The sequence below is a fragment of the Glycomyces halotolerans genome (assembly GCF_054779575.1).
In genome coordinates this window covers 21290-37951 of sequence record NZ_BAAGXZ010000026.1, presented here as the reverse complement: position 1 = coordinate 37951, position 16662 = coordinate 21290, and the positions used below count along the sequence as shown (strand labels likewise).

Annotated in this window: 14 protein-coding genes; 10 read left to right on the top strand and 4 right to left on the bottom strand. The window is 67.2% G+C overall.

All coding sequences use genetic code 11. From position 1 onward, the window contains the following. The first annotated feature begins 108 nt into the window (after positions 1-108). The 4 genes from ACYVL2_RS17760 to ACYVL2_RS17745 are packed head-to-tail and all read left to right on the top strand — an operon-like array spanning position 109 to position 2446. Positions 109-540 carry a hypothetical protein gene (locus ACYVL2_RS17760; protein WP_460545799.1) on the top strand — a complete coding sequence of 144 codons (432 nt, stop codon included), beginning with the start codon at positions 109-111 and terminating at the stop codon, positions 538-540. 5 nt (positions 541-545) lie between these two features. Then, entirely contained in the window at positions 546-1331 is a 786-nt protein-coding gene (locus ACYVL2_RS17755; protein ID WP_460545796.1) for a hypothetical protein, read from the top strand. Further along, positions 1321-1680 (top strand): hypothetical protein, encoded by a 360-nt coding sequence (locus ACYVL2_RS17750; protein ID WP_460545793.1) that lies wholly within the window; start codon positions 1321-1323, stop codon positions 1678-1680. Before ACYVL2_RS17755 ends, ACYVL2_RS17750 begins: the two co-directional genes overlap by 11 nt. 10 nt (positions 1681-1690) lie before the next feature. Next, on the top strand, positions 1691-2446 hold the full coding sequence (locus ACYVL2_RS17745) for a hypothetical protein (protein ID WP_460545790.1): 756 nt from the start codon (positions 1691-1693) through the stop codon (positions 2444-2446). A 283-nt stretch (positions 2447-2729) separates the two neighbouring features. Here the strand turns inward: ACYVL2_RS17745 and ACYVL2_RS17740 are convergent, their stop codons facing one another. Beyond that, positions 2730-4181, bottom strand: a complete 1452-nt coding sequence (locus ACYVL2_RS17740; RefSeq protein ID WP_460545788.1) for an alpha/beta fold hydrolase — start codon at positions 4179-4181, stop codon at positions 2730-2732. A 111-nt stretch (positions 4182-4292) separates the two neighbouring features. Between ACYVL2_RS17740 and ACYVL2_RS17735 the strand changes: the two genes are divergently transcribed. The 5 genes from ACYVL2_RS17735 to ACYVL2_RS17715 all read left to right on the top strand — a co-directional run bounded on the left by ACYVL2_RS17735 (position 4293) and on the right by ACYVL2_RS17715 (position 9024). Next, complete coding sequence (locus ACYVL2_RS17735) at positions 4293-4943, top strand: TetR family transcriptional regulator (RefSeq protein ID WP_460545785.1); 651 nt, start codon at positions 4293-4295, stop codon at positions 4941-4943. Positions 4944-5189: 246 nt separating this feature from the next. Next, positions 5190-5564: a hypothetical protein gene (locus ACYVL2_RS17730; protein ID WP_460545782.1), complete on the top strand. Its 375-nt coding sequence runs from the start codon at positions 5190-5192 to the stop codon at positions 5562-5564. Positions 5565-5576: 12 nt separating this feature from the next. Then, on the top strand, positions 5577-7505 hold the full coding sequence (locus ACYVL2_RS17725; protein WP_460545779.1) for an alpha/beta hydrolase: 1929 nt from the start codon (positions 5577-5579) through the stop codon (positions 7503-7505). Positions 7506-7600: 95 nt separating this feature from the next. Then, a complete protein-coding gene (locus ACYVL2_RS17720; RefSeq protein WP_460545776.1) occupies positions 7601-8179 on the top strand; it encodes a hypothetical protein in 579 nt (192 codons plus the stop codon). A 161-nt stretch (positions 8180-8340) separates the two neighbouring features. Continuing rightward, positions 8341-9024: a hypothetical protein gene (locus ACYVL2_RS17715; protein WP_460545773.1), complete on the top strand. Its 684-nt coding sequence runs from the start codon at positions 8341-8343 to the stop codon at positions 9022-9024. Between the two features lie 5 nt (positions 9025-9029). On the opposite strand, the gene ACYVL2_RS17710 is transcribed toward ACYVL2_RS17715, so the two are convergent. From ACYVL2_RS17710 to eccCa, 3 genes are all read right to left on the bottom strand, one after another. Then, positions 9030-9878 carry a hypothetical protein gene (locus tag ACYVL2_RS17710; RefSeq protein WP_460545770.1) on the bottom strand — a complete coding sequence of 283 codons (849 nt, stop codon included), beginning with the start codon at positions 9876-9878 and terminating at the stop codon, positions 9030-9032. 55 nt (positions 9879-9933) lie between these two features. Further along, on the bottom strand, positions 9934-10959 hold the full coding sequence (locus ACYVL2_RS17705) for a hypothetical protein (protein WP_460545768.1): 1026 nt from the start codon (positions 10957-10959) through the stop codon (positions 9934-9936). Positions 10960-11020: 61 nt separating this feature from the next. Next, positions 11021-15055, bottom strand: a complete 4035-nt coding sequence (gene eccCa / locus ACYVL2_RS17700) for a type VII secretion protein EccC (protein ID WP_460545765.1) — start codon at positions 15053-15055, stop codon at positions 11021-11023. Between the two features lie 182 nt (positions 15056-15237). Here eccCa and eccD point away from each other — a divergent pair, with 182 nt between their 5' ends. Further along, entirely contained in the window at positions 15238-16653 is a 1416-nt protein-coding gene (gene eccD, locus ACYVL2_RS17695) for a ubiquitin family protein (protein ID WP_460545762.1), read from the top strand. Positions 16654-16662: the final 9 nt, after the last annotated feature.

The window sequence follows — 16662 nt, the reverse complement described above, 5'->3', positions numbered from 1 at the left end:
CTGCACCAGTTGCGCAATTACGATACGCTGCGTCATGACCAAGTCGCAGCGCCGCGTTCCGGTCATCCCCCACCAGCAGAACACCCCCGCCCGGAGAGGCATCCCTCTGTGAGCCCCCAGTACGACCCTGACGCCATACGAGATGTAGGCAAGTGGACTATCCCCACCCTGGCCACCGCATACGAGCGTTTCGAATCGCTCGTGGTCCAAGCCGGAGCCGAGCTCGACACCGGTGGCGTCTCCGAGGCCATGTCCAGAATCTTCACCAACTATCACCTGCTCTTGCGCAACGCGATCGCGGAGACCCAGGAGAACTACGCCGGACTGGGGCCGAAGCTGGTCGCGATCGCCGACGATGACGAGGTCAGCGACGACGAAGTGACCCGAGAACTCGAGAACCTCGGACAGGACGTGTCGTCGGACTGGTCCGAGCAAGGCTATGAACCGATGGGCCCGGGCGACGATACGGAGTCGCTGGAGGCGGCGCCGAGCGCCTATGACGCCGAGCTCGACGGCGAGCAGAAGAACGAGGAGGACTGACTCCCGTGGGATTCTGGAACGACCTCATCGAGGCCATCGACGACATACGTGGGCCTTATGACATCCATAGGGTCCCCACTCGCACTGAAATCGAAGCCTTCATCGACACGTTCGAACCTGCGGTCCGCCACGCGATGCTCAGGGAGGCCGCCAAGGAGCGGTACCCGGACTACGGGGACTTCATCGACATGTCGGCCGACGAGTGGGAGCGCGCGAAGGACTCAACCGGCGAGTACCGGGAATTGCCGAATGCCGATGGAGGGTTCGACCACGTGCGCATCGCGAAGTGGCACGATCAGTTGGAGCTCGTACTTCCTACAGCCGAGGGCTTGAACTACTTCGAGTTCTACAGCTGGAAGCGTCGCGGGCCTGATCCCGAGCTGGTTGTGGACGGCATCCTCGCAGACGGCGAGACGCAGACCGTCAACTTGATGAGCGACCTGCGGGACGCATGCGCTGAAGCCCTCGGTTCGGCAGACCTGAACCGCTTGCGCCACACCGCCGAACAGCATGCCGACCTTTACGTCGCGCTGGATGCCGCCGTCGACGAGCTCGCGGGAGCGATCGCAAAGGTCGAGGCGATGGCCGCCGACTGGGAAGGCGAAGACGCGGACCGGTTCAAGGAGCAGTACGCGAACGCGATCGGTCCGGCTCTCGACCGACACTCGGCGATCGCCTTGAACCTGCGCAGGGCCGCCGATTCGGATCTTGGCATCCAGGTGGGCCTGACACCTCGCGATCGCCGAGTCGCTCAACCGGGGCAAGGAACGGATCAAGCAGTTGTCCATTAAGAAGGTCTTCGACGGCGACGGAGTCGATGTGCTCACCGTGGCCGGCCTTACGGTCGGCGCCGTGAGCCTGGTCTACGGTGGCACGGGCGTCGCGATCACCGGCCTTCTCGTCGGCGCGGCGGCGGCCGCAGGTGCAGATTTGACGATTAACCCGGAATATGAACGCATCGCCAACAGCGAAGAGATCCGCGTGGCGGCGGAACTTATGGTGAGTGGATTCGAGAAGGCGCTCCAGGATGCGGAGGTCATGCGAGAGGAATGCGCAGGGGGGCTCGATAGTCTGAGCAGAGATCATTTCCGTAAGTATGGAAAGGTCGAGACTGTGCCAGGCTGTGACTATTATGAATGAGGAATGGCATATGTCCACGGCAAGGGCAACGTGTACAGTCCTGATCACCGTAATGTCCATTATCGCCGTAGGGTGTTCAAGGGCAGATGAGAGCCCGAAGCCCGATCGCACGGAACCGACCGAAGTCGAGTCAACGGCACCGGTCCGCCCGGGGCCGATTGACTTCTCTTCAGAAGCCGAGCAGATGTCAACCTGGGACGATACCTGCCAGATCACTGACCCGACCCCGATTATCGAGCGGTTCGACAACGTCCGTTCCGTGGAGTTGAGCGATCGGGTCGTGTCTGTGAATCCAAATGATGACTACAACGAACATGTCTGTACCGCAGATTTGGATCTCGAGACAGGATTCGATCCAGAAACCTATTTGACAATTGCGATCTTCGACTCGAATGTCGAGGCGTTCGACAGGTACTACGGTCTGAGCATCCGCTACCCCTATATCTTCAGTGATGCGGAGGTCGACAAGCAGTACGTTCTCGATGAGGAGTCGTCTTGGAACGCCCTTCAGATCACCGCCCAGGAGACGCCGACCGTTCCGTCCGAGCAGAGGGTGGTGGTGGCGGCGGTGATGCTGGGAGACTTCTACACAGTCGAGCTTCTGGTGCGCTTCGACCCGGACGTACATCAACGCGCCGATTGTGACGCCACTTCCTCGGCAGACTGTACGATCACCGCCACCCATGTCGCCGACTTCCTGGCCACGGATCCATACCTCGAGGACCTCCACGCGAACATCGAGGCGACGTTCGAGCGAGCGCCGTGACCGGCTTCCCTCAGCGCTACACAACCCGGTCGCTCCGCCAAGTTCTGCAATGGGAGCACCTCATTCCAGAGCTCGGCCTTTCAAGCGTGCACGAAGCTATCGAAGATCGACTAGGCGGATCAGCTCGAGATAGTTCAACGGATTCCCCACAGCGGCTGGACGGCCCCCGTCGAGGACTACCTGGCCCACGACGTCGCCGAGGTGTGTCCGGGGACCCGGCCGGTTGGCGCGACTCATCCAGAACTGGAGGCGATGAGCGGGCGGGCGAATCGGTCTGCTTCGGTCACTTGCCTTCGAGGATGTCGCGCAGCGCCGACGACCAGGCATGTGGCTGGTCGAAGTAGGTGATGTGGTGGCCCGGGAAGACGGCGGTCTCTTGTCCGAGTTCGGCAGCCAGGATTGGGGCAGTGCGGCCGTAGTAGTCGCCGGTGTCGAGGGTGAGGCGTCCGGCGGCCATGATCAGATCCACCCCGTTGGACTCGATCTTGGTGGTGTCGGGGCGGTAGTTGACGAACGGCAGCATCTCGTTCTTGATGAAGTGCGAGTCGTTGCTGCCGGTGCGTTCGGTGAAGCCGGCGGGCGTGTGCTCGTAGGCGCTGAGCGGCACGGCCTTGAGCGACATCGAGAACTGGAGGTTCGCCGCCTGTGGTCCCAGCGCGAAGGACGTGCGGTAGACGCTGGCGAACATCCCGAGCCACTTGTCACCGTCGGGCAGCACATGCAGAGTCGGCGGCTCGTGGGCCACGACCGTGCGCAGGACGTCCGGGTGGTCGGCCGCGAGTTCGAGGGCGATGATCGCTCCGCCGCTGTTGCCGAAGACGTGCGCCGAGTCGTGACCGGCCGCCCGGATCACGGCCTCGGCGTCGCGCGCCTGCTGGGCGATGTCGAAGCTGTCCGGGAAGTTGCGGGTGCTCCGTGAGTTCCCGCGCCGGTCGTAGGTGATGACCTGGTAGTCGTCGGCGAGGATGTCGGCAACGTAGGAGTAGAACCCCGCGTCGCCGCCTCCGCCGGAGATCATCAACAGCGGCGGCCCTTGGCCGCGGACCTCGAAGTACAGGTCGTCGCCCTCGGTGGCCACTGAGCCGGTGGTCACCGGATGCGTCGCCTCGGTTGCGGCCCGATCGGGGCCCGAGCCGATCGCTGCGGCAGTCGTCGCCCAAGCGACGAAGAACGCGATCGTCATGCCCGCGCTCACCGCGAGCCGGGTCCCCCTAGTGCGTATACGAACGGTGGTATCGGGTTCGGCCTGCCTCCGAGAGTGGCGGTAGATCGAGACGACGGTCCACATGATCAGGAGCGCGGTCGGGACGGCGACGTCCGAGGCGTTCAAGTCCGGTTGCGGGACGAAGAGGAAGTACAGGTTCACTCCGGCCGCCAGGGCCGCCGCCTGCGGGGGCACGACGAGGAGCGGGCTACGGGTCTTTTCGGCCGACCGGCGGAGAGCGACGATCCGGGGCAGGCTCACGGCACCGACGGCCGCGGCCGGGACGGCCGTGAACGCCAGGTGCAGCCACACGAGGTCCGGAGTCATGAACCAGCTTTGGTCGGTGAGCACGGCGAGGCCGTATCCCGCGGCCGTCGCCATGGCCGCCGCGAAGGTCCCCAGCAGGTTGCGGACTCGGCGCCGACGGCGCTGCGGCGAGGTCGGGGCGGCGAGTCGGCCGGACTGGATTCCCGCGGCCAGCCACAGCGCGAGCGTGAGCAGCGCCAACGGGGCGTCAATGCCATACAGCAATGGCTTGCTTCCTGTTCCGTAGAATCTGCGTCCTTAGCAGTGCTAAGGACTTAGTGGTGCTAACGTATCCGAGCGGAAACGAGCCGTCAACTCGGGGAAGGCGGGCGGCAAATGAATCGGCGCACTATCGCCGCCGCAGGGCTGGATCTGCTGGATGAGACCGGTCTGGACGGGCTCACCGTTCGCAAGCTCGCTGCGCGCCTGGACGTGAAGTCGCCGGCGCTCTACTGGCACTTCAAGAGCAAGCACGAACTGCTCGACGAGATGGCCCAGCTTCTCGAATCGGAACAGGATCGCGAGCTTCCAGGCGAGCACGAAGCATGGGACGCCTGGATGACCCGCCAGGCCCGAGCGCGACGCCGGATACTGCTGTCGCGACGCGACGGCGCCCGGCTGATCGCCGGCAGTCGCGGGGGCGAAGCGGTGCTGTCCCATCTGGACGCCGCGATCGCGGCGTTGCGCACGAAGGGGTTCACCGCCGTCCAGGCCCTGCGTGCGCTGACGACGATCAACTCCTACGTCACCGGATTCGTCCTGGAGGAGCAGGCCGACCGGCAGCGGCACGAGGACACCGGCGAGACGCCGCCTGAAGACATGACCGCCGAGCAGCAAGAACAGCTCCTCCACGCCACACCGGCCTTGGCCGCATCCATCAGAGACGGCGGCGACCCCGGCGGGCCCGCGGCATTCGAAGACGGGCTGCGGATGATCGTGGCCGGAATCGGCCAATCCGTGCCTTCCCCGCCTCGTCACCTCGACTGACGTGCAGCGCCGGCAGCCAGTGCTGAGGACGTCCCCGGGCTTCGCCCGCAATTCATCCTGATCACGCCACAGACGACATAGTCGGCCAAGCAGGCTTCCACTGGCCAAACCAGACCTGCTACTTTGAGTCGCAGTGCGAACACGACACTGTTAGGAAGCAAGTGATCACTCCACCAGTCACCACTGCTCCTCCTCCGCCCCAATGGCACGGCACCACCGGGGCCCCGACGAATGAGGAGTGCGCGCATGTCCGGCGCTGATGTTTTCGTGATGGAGCCAGAGCAGGTCCACCAGGCGGTGGAGGCACTGTTCGCGGTCGAAGCCGAAGTCGACCGAGCCGGCACCACGCTCGCCGAGGCCTGCGACACCGCCGCAGGACCGCTGACGAGTGGAAAGGCCGCGATCGGACCGGCGCTCTCCGCCGCTTCTGCATGGTGGCGCGACTATCGCGTCCGAGGATTCGCCGACCGGGTCGGCAATCTCGGCGAGTATCTCGCCGTCTGCGCCGAGAAGGCCGTCGAGATCGACGAGTTCAACGCCGGCGACTTCGCGCAGTACGCGAACCTGGACCGCTATCCCGGCCGCGAGGCGGCGAACGCTTCGGCTCGTCCCGACTGGTAGGCGGGGTTCGTGATGAGCAGCATGCGTTGGAAGGACCTGCGCGACACCGACTTCGGTGTCTTGGAGTCGCTCGCGGTGACGTGGGGCTCGTACATCACGGCGATGGTCGAACAGTCGGAGGTCCTGACCGAAGACGTGTCCAAGAAGTACCTCGGCGTCGACCACTACGATTCGGCGACGGCCGACGAGGTCCGGAACCACGTCGGGCTGCTCACGGAGAGTTTCGAGGACGACCTCCATGAGTACGCCGCCGTCAAGATCAAAGCCACGCTCGAAGACGCCCACGCGGAACTGACGGCCGCTCAGGCCGAGCTCGAGGAGCTGCTGGAGTCGATCGAGGCCGGCAAGTACAAGGTCACCGGCCCGGCTCACGACCACGACCTGACGCCCACGGAGGAACTCCATGCCGACATCGCCGACCTGACGGTGTCCTCAGCGCTGATGAAGCGGGCCGGCGTGACCGAGTCCGACTTCGCCACCGTTTTCGGCGAGAACCGCGCCAAGCGGCGCCTCCTCGAAGCCGCCGAAGCCGAAGCAGCCGAGCTCGCGGAGGTATTGCGGGCCATCATGTCCCGCGCGCACGTGGCCGATGACCGCGCGGCCGAGACTCTCAGTTCGCTCGACGAGGACCCCGCCGCGCTTCCGCCGCTGCTCGCCGCCACCTACGACGACCTCCTCGGCGACTACGCGAAGGAGAGCGCCGCCCGCGAGGCCGAATTCCTGAGCAAACTGCTAGGAACCGACCCGCCGGCGACACCCGCGGCCATCAACTCCTGGTGGGACGGTCTCAGCGACGAAGAACGCGCCCGGCTCATCGAGGACCGCCCCAACCTGGTCGGCACCACCGACGGCATCCCCGCCGAAGCCCGCGACACCGCCAACCGCGACCTCCTGCAGACCGAGATCACCGGCCTCGATATCGACATCGAAAGGCTCGAACAGCAGCTCGCGCAAATGGAGGCCGACGGCACCGACACCGTCGGCCACGGCCGCGACGAGACCACCGCTTCGGCCTACCGAGCACTGCAGGAGCGTCTCGCCGAGCTCGAAGGCAAGCGCGACAGCCTGGCGAACCTCCAGAACGAGATCAGCACGCCGTTCAAGACCGAAGACGGCCCGAGCCTCGACCACTACCTGCTCTCCTACAGCTCAAAGGCCGACGGCCGAGCGGTCGTCGCAGTCGGGAACCCCGATACCGCCGACAATGTCAACGTCTACGTCCCCGGAACGGGATCCGAACTCTCGAAGCTCGACGGCGACCTCGGCCGAGCCGAGACCATGGCGTCCGACGCATACAGGTACGCCCCGGGCTCCGACACCGCCTCCATCATGTGGCTCGGATACGACGCACCCGACGACGTCGTACCCGACGCCATGGACACCGAATACGCCGAGAACGCGGCCTCCGGCCTGAGCGCGTTCACCGACGGCCTCCGAGCGACGGCCGAAGACGAGCCTTCGAACCTGACGATGACGGGCCATTCCTACGGCTCGACCACCGTCGGCATCGCCGCTCGCGACGCCGGCCTGGCGGCGGACAACATGATCTTCGTCGGCTCCCCCGGCGTCGGCGTCGACGAGGCCGCCGAACTCGGCATCGATCCCGACCGTGTCTGGGCCGGCCGCAACGACGAGGACATCATCGACCTGGCCCGCGACGAGAACGTCAACGCCACCATCGCCGCCGCGGCGGTAGGCGGACCGCTCAATCCGCCCGGCGCTGCCGCTGCGGCCGCAGCGGCACATCTGCTGACCCCGGACGACCAGATGGTGCACGGCACCGACCCCGTCTCCGACAGCTTCGGCGGCAACACCTTCCACAGCGAGGCCACCAGAGACGGCGCAAGAGAGAACCACAGCGCCTACTGGGACAAGGAGAACAATGTCGGCCGAAAGAACATGGCGTACATCATCACCGGCCAGACAAACGGCGTCACATGAAAACACACCCTTCGAGATGCCACCACCGCTCCTGGCCGCGAACCGCCGCGACCTGCGGAACCGCTATGGCCCTAGCGCTGGCAACAGGATGCAACATGTCGAGACCACCTGAGTCCGATTACACCCAGGCAGAGGCCTATGCCCCGATGGAGCGGGCGGTCGGCGACACCATAGCCTCGCTGCCCGACTTCCCTGGATTCACCTTCCGGAGATGGCATGAGCTGCCCTGCAGCCACAACGGCGTCGACGACCCCGACTACACCAGCATCGAGATCACCTACGCCTTCAGCGAAGAGACCTCGAGCGAACCCATGGTGCGAGAAACCTACACGGATCTCCTCCGGGAACACTGGACCAAACTCGGCTACAAGATCATCTGGGACGATCGCACCGAGCTCGACAACGGCCGCGTCGACCGTGAGCTCCAGGCAGAACGAGACGACGACATCGACCTCTGGTACAGCGTGGCCGGCATCGTGACGCTGAAGGTCCAGTCCGGTTGCGTCCCCAAGAGCGGTCCGGGCGAGATCGAGTACATCCCCCCGGCCGGAGGCGTCGAGCCCGGCGGAGACGGCGACGCCGTCGACGAGTACTTCCCCGACGGCATCCCCGAGGCTCAGCGCACCTCCAACGTCACCGACCGCTCTCGAACAGCGAGCCCGCCCGATGGCTGACACGCAGGCGGCGCCACCCGACCGGCGGCCATAACGCCCCGCAGCCTTGCCTCCACTTTCCTCTAGCGAAGGGACTTCCCGTGTCGAACTACCCTCCGGACTCCCGCGGACCCGGCTCGCGCTGGCAGGCGCCTCACCTTGCGGGGCGCTCTCGACCGGGAATGAGCCTCGAGCCTGCGGGCGATGCGGATCCCGCTTCGCACGACGGGCACTCCTACCCGCCGCCTCCCGTGCCGCCGAAGCAGTCGTCCGGGGTGAAGGTGCTCGCCATCGTCGGCGCGCTCGTGCTCTTGCTGGTGGTCGCGGCCGCCGGGACGTGGTGGTGGTCGACGCATGATCGTGCCGGCACCGCTCCGGGGGAAGCGACGGAAGCGGCCGGTGAGGCGCGGTTCGAAGACCACGACGCGGGCGTCTCGTTCGTCCGGCCCGACGGGTGGGAGCCCACGGACTCGGCCGCGCTGATCGACGCGTTCACCTCGTACGTCGGCATCGCGGACGGCTCGGCGTGGGTCGCCACGTTCCACGGCGAGGCGATGACCGATGAGGAGATGTCGTATTCGACGTCGGTGATCGCCGAGGAGAACTCGGAGTACTTCTATCCGCTGGCCGAAGAGCGCGAGGTCCTCCACTCCGAGTCGGCGCGCATCGACGGCCTCGAGGCCCACGATTTCGCCTGGCTGGTCGACAAGGCCGACGACGAACCGATGTACGGGCGCGCCATCCACATCCTGACCGATGACGGCCGTTCGGTGTTCGTCATGGGTTTCGTCCACCCGGATGACGCCGCGCTGCGCGCCGAGGTCGACGCCGTGCTGGCTTCGGTGTCGATGATCGAGGCCGGCTGACCTCTTCAGCGGTAGCGCTCGGGGACGTGGGCGCCGTGGGGCGGGGGCTGGCCGGTGAGGCCGGTTTCGGTGAGCCGCCGGGTCAGGAGGATCAGGCGGGTCGGGAGGAGGTCGGCTTCCAGGTCGCCTTCGGGGGGCTCTTCGGTTTCGTCGGACCAGTGGTCGAGGGTGGTGGTGATCGCTCCGTCGAGGAAGTAGCGGGCTTCGTCGTCGCTGAGGTCTTCGTATTCGGTGGGGATCTCGTCGAGGAGGCGGCCGGTGTCGACTTTTTGGAGGAATGTCGACACCTGGTCGGGGGGTATGGGGTCGAGTTGGGTGATGGCGCCGCAGTCGCCGTAGTCGACGCCGACGAGGAAGCCGTGGTCTTCGTCGGCGCGTCTGAACACGGCCAGGAGCCAGGCCTCTTTGGGTTCGCCCGGCACGGTGATCCTGGTGAATTTGACCGGTTCGACTGGTTGGAAGAGGTCGCCGGCCCAGACGGGGTCGGTGACGCCGGCGGCGTCGAGGAGGGAGTCGGCTCCGCGGGCGAGGTCGGCCAGGTCGGGATCGGGGCCCAGGCTCATGAAGACCAGGAGCGCGCGGGCGCTCGTGTCGCCTTGGAGGGCGACCTCTTCGACCAGGCGCAGCATGGCCTGGTCGGAGTCGAGTTCTTCGAACCCGGCGAGGACGCCGAAGACGGCGCCGCCGGCGAGTTCGGCTTCGAACGGGTCGGTGACGCCGGCGAGGTCGTCGCCGATGGCGGCCAGGTGCGGCCGGACGACGGTGAGGAGTTCCTCGATGTCGGCACTGCGGCACCGCGCGGCCGTTCGCTCGCGGATCCGCTCTCGCCGCCGCCGCTCCCGTCGCCTGCTCATGACTCCATGCTTTCACTTCGATGCCGTACACGGAAGGCCTGGGGCGGATCGGCGGCTATCGCTCGGCGTCGCAGGGCAGGCCTTCGATCCTGTCGCGGGAGGCGGGCACGTCGCCTTGCGGGTCGATGCAGGGCACGGCTTCGGCGACCCGCTCGAGGCAGCCGCTCTGGATTTCGAGGATCGGCCGCTCGCGCAGGGCCAGCAGGAGTGTCAGGTCGTCTTGGCGGTGCGCGGTGATGGTGGGGTCGCCTTCGTAGGTGACGCCTTCGTAGAGGATCTCGTAGTCGTCGCTGCTCCACCGGTCCCTGACGGCGGTCGTATAGGCCTGTTCGGACGCGCCTGTCGGGAACGGGGCCATCTCGTAGGTGATGCGGTACCGGTAGGTCCGCAGTCCGCTTTCGGTCCGGTAGCCGCACGCGGTGACCTCGACCAGGCGGCTTTCGAAGCCGGGGAATTCCGCTTGGCTGACCGCGGCGTTGGTGACCGCCTCTTCCATGCGCGGCCACAGGTCGGATTCGTCGAACTCGCCCACCGGCGGGCCGGTCTGGGAGGCGGCGCCCACCCAGCGGTGGACGTCGGCGGCGACGCCTACGGCGAGGATCGCCGCCATGGTCCACACGGCCGTCTCCAGGCCGATGACGCGGCCGCGTCGGGGTTCGCGTTCCCCGCCGAGCCAGGCCTTGGCCTCGCCGGTCACGGCGATGGCCAGGCCGGCGAACGCGACGGGGCCGACGGTCAGGGCGAAGACCGCTCCTGCGGCCATGGACCGGCCGGGGTCGACGGGGATGAGCAGGAGGATCTGCTGGACGGCGGTGAGGGCTCCGGCCGCGGCGAGGTAGAGCCGGGCTCTGCGGCCGCCGGCGCCGAGCCACCAGGCGGCCAGCAGGTTCACCGGGACGGCCGGTGCGAGCACCATGAGGTACGACAGTCCCCGTTCGAGGAGGTCGGTCTCGACGCCGCCGCCGACCCAGGCGTGCGCCTGCACGGCCCGCCAGGCCCACGTCCACAGCCAGACCACGATCGCGGTCTGGGCGAGCAGCAGCAGGCGCAGGGCCTGCACGCGCATCGGCGGGCTGGTCATTCGGGCACTTCAATCTCGTCGGGGCCGCCGGCCGTGGGTCGGTCGGCGGCCCGCTCGCATGTCAGGCCGTGCCGTTGGGCGGCAGCAGCGTGGTCTGGATGAGCTGTTCGCCGTCTTTGCGGCGCACGAGGGTGCCGCGGCCCGGCGGCTGCGGGCTGGGGCGGAGCTTACCGAAGATCGCGCCCTCCTCCTTGCGGCCGCTCATGAGCAGGCCGGGGTTCTCGAGCTGCTTGATCTGACCCATCACCGGATCCATCATGGACCGGCCGGCGCCGGTGGCGCGGCGGGCGATGATGACGTGGAAGCCGATGTCGCGTCCCTGCGGGATGAGCTCGGCGAGCACGTTCATCGGGTTGTTCCGCTGCGCGACCATCTCGTAGTCGTCGACGATCAGGTACAGGTCCGGGCCGGTCCACCACGACCGGTCCCGCAGCTGCGCCGCGGACACGTCGTCGCCGGGCAGGCGCCGCTCGATCGGGCCCTTGAGGTTCTTGCAGGCGGCCTCGAACTGCTTGGCGCTCATCGTGTAGTCCAGCAGCGTCGGCTTCGAGATCTCCTCGAGCATCCCGCGCCGGTAGTCGGCCATGATGACCTTGGCCTCCTGCGGCGTGTACGTCTCCTGGATCTGCCTGGCGATGTGCCGCAGCAGGTTCGTCTTGCCGCATTCGGAGTCGCCGAGGACCAGCAGATGCGACTCGGCCTGGAAGTCCAGGTAGACGGGCTTGAGGCCGGCCTCGTTGAGACCGATCGGGATGCCCGGCTTGGACCGGTCGACCGCCTGCAGGAACTCGGCCACGTGCAGCTCGCGCGGCAGCAGCCGCACCGGCGGGCACGGGGCGGCCCTCCAGGCCTGCTTGACCTTCTTGACGAAGTCCTCCACGCCCGGCGACAGGTCGTCGCCGTCGCGGATCCCGTCGATGCGCGGCACTCCTGAGAGGAAGTGCAGCTTCTGCAGCGACAGGCCCCGGCCGGGCCGGTTCTTCGGGACGTTGACCTGCGCCTTGCGGTCGATCTCGGACTCCATGTTGTCCGAGAGCTTCAGCTCGAGCTTGAGGCCGAACATGTCGCGCATGTTCATGCGGATGTCGCCCCAGCGGGTGCAGGTGACGATCACGTGGACCCCGTAGGCCAGGCCGCGGTTGCCGATCGCGCGGATCTTGTCGACGAACGGCTCGAAGTCCTCGCGCATGGTCATCCAGTTGTCGATGACCAGGAAGATGTCGCCGTACGGGTCGTCGGCGAACCGGCCCTCGGCCTTCATGCGCCGGTAGGAGCCCATGCCGTCGATCTTGTTGGCGGTGAAGAACGCCTCGCGCTCGTCCAGGATCGTCGAGACCTCCTGGATGGTCCGGCGCACGCCCTCCTCTTCCTGCCGGCCGAACACGCCGGCCACGTGCGGGAGGTCCTCGATGCCGCGCAGCGTGCCGCCACCGAAGTCGAGGCAGTAGAACTGCACCTCGCGCGGCGTGTGCGTCAACGCCATCGAACCGATCATGGTCCGCAGCATCGTCGACTTGCCGGACACGGCCCCGCCGGCGATCGCGACGGTGCCCTGGGCTCCGGACAGGTCCACGATGAACGGGCTGCGCTTCTGCTCGAACGGGCGGTCCTCCTCGCCGAGCACGGCGTGGAGCTTCCCGTTGAGCCCGAACCCGGCCGGAGTCAGGCCCCGCACCGGGTCGACCTCCAGCGGCGGCAGCAGCTGGTCGAGCGTCGGCGGCTCGTGCAGCGGCGGCAGCCACACCTGGTGGGCCGGGCGGCCCATGCCCAGGCAGTTGTTGACCATGACCTCCAGCTCGGAGAGCTTCTCGTTCTCCTCGTCGGCCGCGGTCTGCGGAAGGACCTCCTCGGGCTCTTCCTCCTCCTGCTCCGGCTCCGGCGGCAGCTCCACGTGCCCGGGCAGGAACCGCTGCACCTTGTGCTGCACCGCGGCGATCCGCTCGGCCCGCGAGGCCACCCGCTTCGGCGGCTTGTACGCCCCGCCGACATAGGCGGCGCGGAACCGCACCAGGTCCTCGGTGCCGACCTGCAGGTAGCCGTGCCCCGGCTGCTGCGGCAGCTCATAGGCCGCGCCGGTGCCGATCACGGTCCTCGACTCCTGCGCCGAGAACGTCCGCAGCGCCACCCGATAGGACAGGAAGGTGTCCAGGCCCTTCAGCTTGCCCTCCTCGAGCCGCTGCGAGGCCAACAGCATGTGCACCCCGATCGAACGGCCGATACGGCCGATCTGCAGGAACAGGTTGATGAACTCCGGCTTGGCCACGAGCATCTCGGAGAACTCGTCGGCGATGATCATCAACGTCGGCATCGGGTCGAGCGGCTGACCGGCCGCGCGGGCCTTCTCGTACTCCCACCGGTTGGTGAAGTTCCCGGCCCGCCGCAGCTCCTCCTGCCGCCGCACCAGCTCACCCTCCAGGGCGTCCTGCATGCGGTCGACCAGCTCGATCTCGTCGGCCAGGTTCGTGATGACCGCCGACACGTGCGGCAGCTCATCGAGCGAAGCGAACGTCGCACCGCCCTTGAAGTCCACGAGGATGAAGTTCAACTCCTCGGACGAATGCGTCGCGATCAGCGACCCGACGATGGTGCGCAGCACCTCCGACTTACCCGAACCGGTCGCACCGATCAACAGCCCGTGCGGACCCATGCCGCCGACCGCGGCCTCCTTGAAGTCGATGTCCACGATCGACCCGTCCGGACCCGGCCCTATCGGCACCCGCAGGTAGTCCTTGATCGGCTTCTCCCGCCAATGCACCGCCGGATCCAGCGCCGCGGCGTCATTGAAGCCCAGCATCTCCGGCAGGCTCGACGGATTCGCCATCGGCGAGGCGTCCTCGTCGCCCGACTCGGTCCCCCCGCCGGCGCCCTTGAGCGTCAACCGCCACGGCGACAGCGAACGAGCGATCCCCTCGGCCTGATTGTGCGACAGACGGTCCGGCCGGCCCAGCACCCGACGGCGCCCGGCCTGATCGGTCCGGATCTCCTCCTCGGACACGTCGACCAGCTTGATGTGCGGACCGGGCTTGCGCGGCAGATACCCCGAGAAGTCGAACACCGTCACCCCGGCCATGCCGTCGGCCGCCACTATCCCGGTCGGATCGACCTCACCGCCGTCCAGAATGATCACCAGGTGGCTCTCGCCCTCACCCGAGACCGAACCCGGCGACCACGCCGCACGCCCGTTCAACTGATCGCGCAACGCCGCCTCGAGCTGACCGGTCGAGTTGTAGAACATCCGCACCGGCCCCGCACCATCCTCATCAGACGGATGCTGCAGATGCGGCAGCCACTTCATCCAATGCCACTCCGGCATCCGCTCGTTGTCCGCCACCACCGCGATCAACACGTCGTCAGGCGAATGCAGCACCGCCAACTGACACAACTGCGCCCGCAGATTGTCCATCACCAGCGGCCGATCGCCCCGCAACACCAGCCGGCCCGCCTCGGTGTACTTCATCGACCGCGGAATATTGATGACATTCGAATGCGCGGCCACGAACCGACGCAACGCCATCGACGTCATCGGCTCCAAATCCTCCACCGGCTTCGTCTCCGGCGGCACCAACTTCATCGTCATCCGCTGCTTGCCGACGCCCACCCGCACATCCAGCGCGTCATCGTCCTTCGGACGCCGCTCCCACATCCGCCGCGAACCCACCAGCGACCACAGCGCCTGCGGATCCGGATGACGCCAACGCGCCGCCCGCCACTGCCGCTCAGCGCCCTTGCGGGCACGACGCCGCACCTGGTTCAAATACCGCATGTAATCGCGCCGGTCGGCGTTGAACTCCGCCTTCTTCTGCCCCCGGTTCGACGAGATGTTCGTCGCCATCATGCCGATCATCGAAATACCGAACATCGCACCGACGGCCATCATCAGCGGATCCACCCCGCCGCCACCGCCGGCACCGCCACGACGCATCATCATCAGCGCCATCGCGGCCGCACCCGCCAGCATCGGCAGCACCATCAAGTACTGGCCGATCGACTTCGGCTGAGGATCGGGCATGTCCGGCGGCGACTCGAGCAAGATGTCGCCGCGCGGCGCCTGCGGCCCGCGCTTACGCGGCGGCCTGCGGAAGAGTTTGGTCGTCACACTGGGTCCTTGTACTCACCGGGGGATGCGCCTTGCCGTATAAAAGATATAAGTGCGCTCTGTCGAGTATCGCACTGACAGGGTAGGACCGCATCGCCACCAGTGCGCCCCATCGATGGTTGCGTGAGGGATTTATCCTGTGACAGTCCCCCGACTCTCGACCGACCCGGAGGTATCGTGCGGTGAGCACCAAGTCGGCCACCCTCAGCAGGGTGACGATCGTCAGTCCTCGCACCAGGATCGACCTCGCACTGCCCTCAGACGTACCACTGTCGGACCTGCTGCCGACCATCCTGCACCAGGCGGGCGAGTACTACATCGACGAAGCCGGCGACAACGGCGGCTGGATCCTGTCCCGGCTCGGCGAAGAACCCCTCGACACCGGCCACTCCTGTTCCCAGCTGTCGATCACCGACGGCGAGATGCTCTACCTCAACCCCGCCGACGCCGCCAAGCCCGAAGTCGTCTTCGACGACATCATCGACGCCGTCGCCACCGCCACCGACCAACGCGGCAACCGCTGGGACCACACCGCCACCAAACGCTTCGCCCTCGGCGTCGGCACCACCGCCCTCGCCGCCGGCGCACTGGCCGTCCTCTTCACCGGCCCACCGCACCTGGCCGGCGCCATCGTCGCCCTCAGCGTCGCCGCCGCACTCGTCGGCGCCTCCGCCCTCCTCAGCCGCGCCGTCGGGGACTCACGCGCGGCCACCTACTTCGGCGTCACCGCCGTCCTCTACGCCGGCGTCGGCGGCCTCCTCATCGCCGCCGGCGACAAGACCATCGCCGACCTCGCCGGACCCCACGTCATGATCGCCGCCAGCGCGATCCTCCTGTTCAGCGTCCTCGGCATGGTCGCCGTCGGCGACATGGCCTCGGCCCCGGTCTTCATCACCACGATCCTCGGCGCCATCGTCCTGGCCATCGCCGTCGCGTTCATGATGCTCATCGACAGCCCCAACTACGAGAGCACCGCCGCCACCGGCGCCGCCCTCGCCGCGCCCTTGGCCCTGGCACTGCTGCCCTCGGCCCCGCGCCTGTCGCTGGCCATGGCCATGGTCCCGACCCCGCAGCTGCCCTCGACCACCGAGGAGCTCAAAGAGGGCGACGCCGAAGCGGTCGACGGCAAGCGGATCCTCAAGCTCTCCGAGCACGCCGGCAACTACCTGGAGGCCCTGTACGCCTTCGTCGCCATCGTGGGGCTGCTCTCGACGATCGCGCTGGCGTTCTCGGGCACGGTTCCGGGGCTGATCCTGGCGACGGTGATTCCGCTGATCCTGCTGAGCCGTTCGCGTTCGATCGAGGACCGTCCGGCCCGCATCGTGATGCTCGCCTGCGGGATGGGCGGTCTGGCGGCGGTGCTGTGGGCGATCTTCCTGGACGGCGGGACGGTGGTCCGCCTGGTGGCGATCCTGGGCGCGCTGACGCTGCTGACGGTGATCGCGATGGTCTACGGCCTGGCGGTGGCGGGCAAGAAGATCGCTCCGACCTGGGGGCGGCTGCTCGACATCTGCGAGGCGCTGTTGATCGTGTCGATCCTGCCGCTGGGCGGCTGGATCTGCAACCTGTACTCGTTCGCGCTGACGTTGCGCGGCTAGACACCCCTG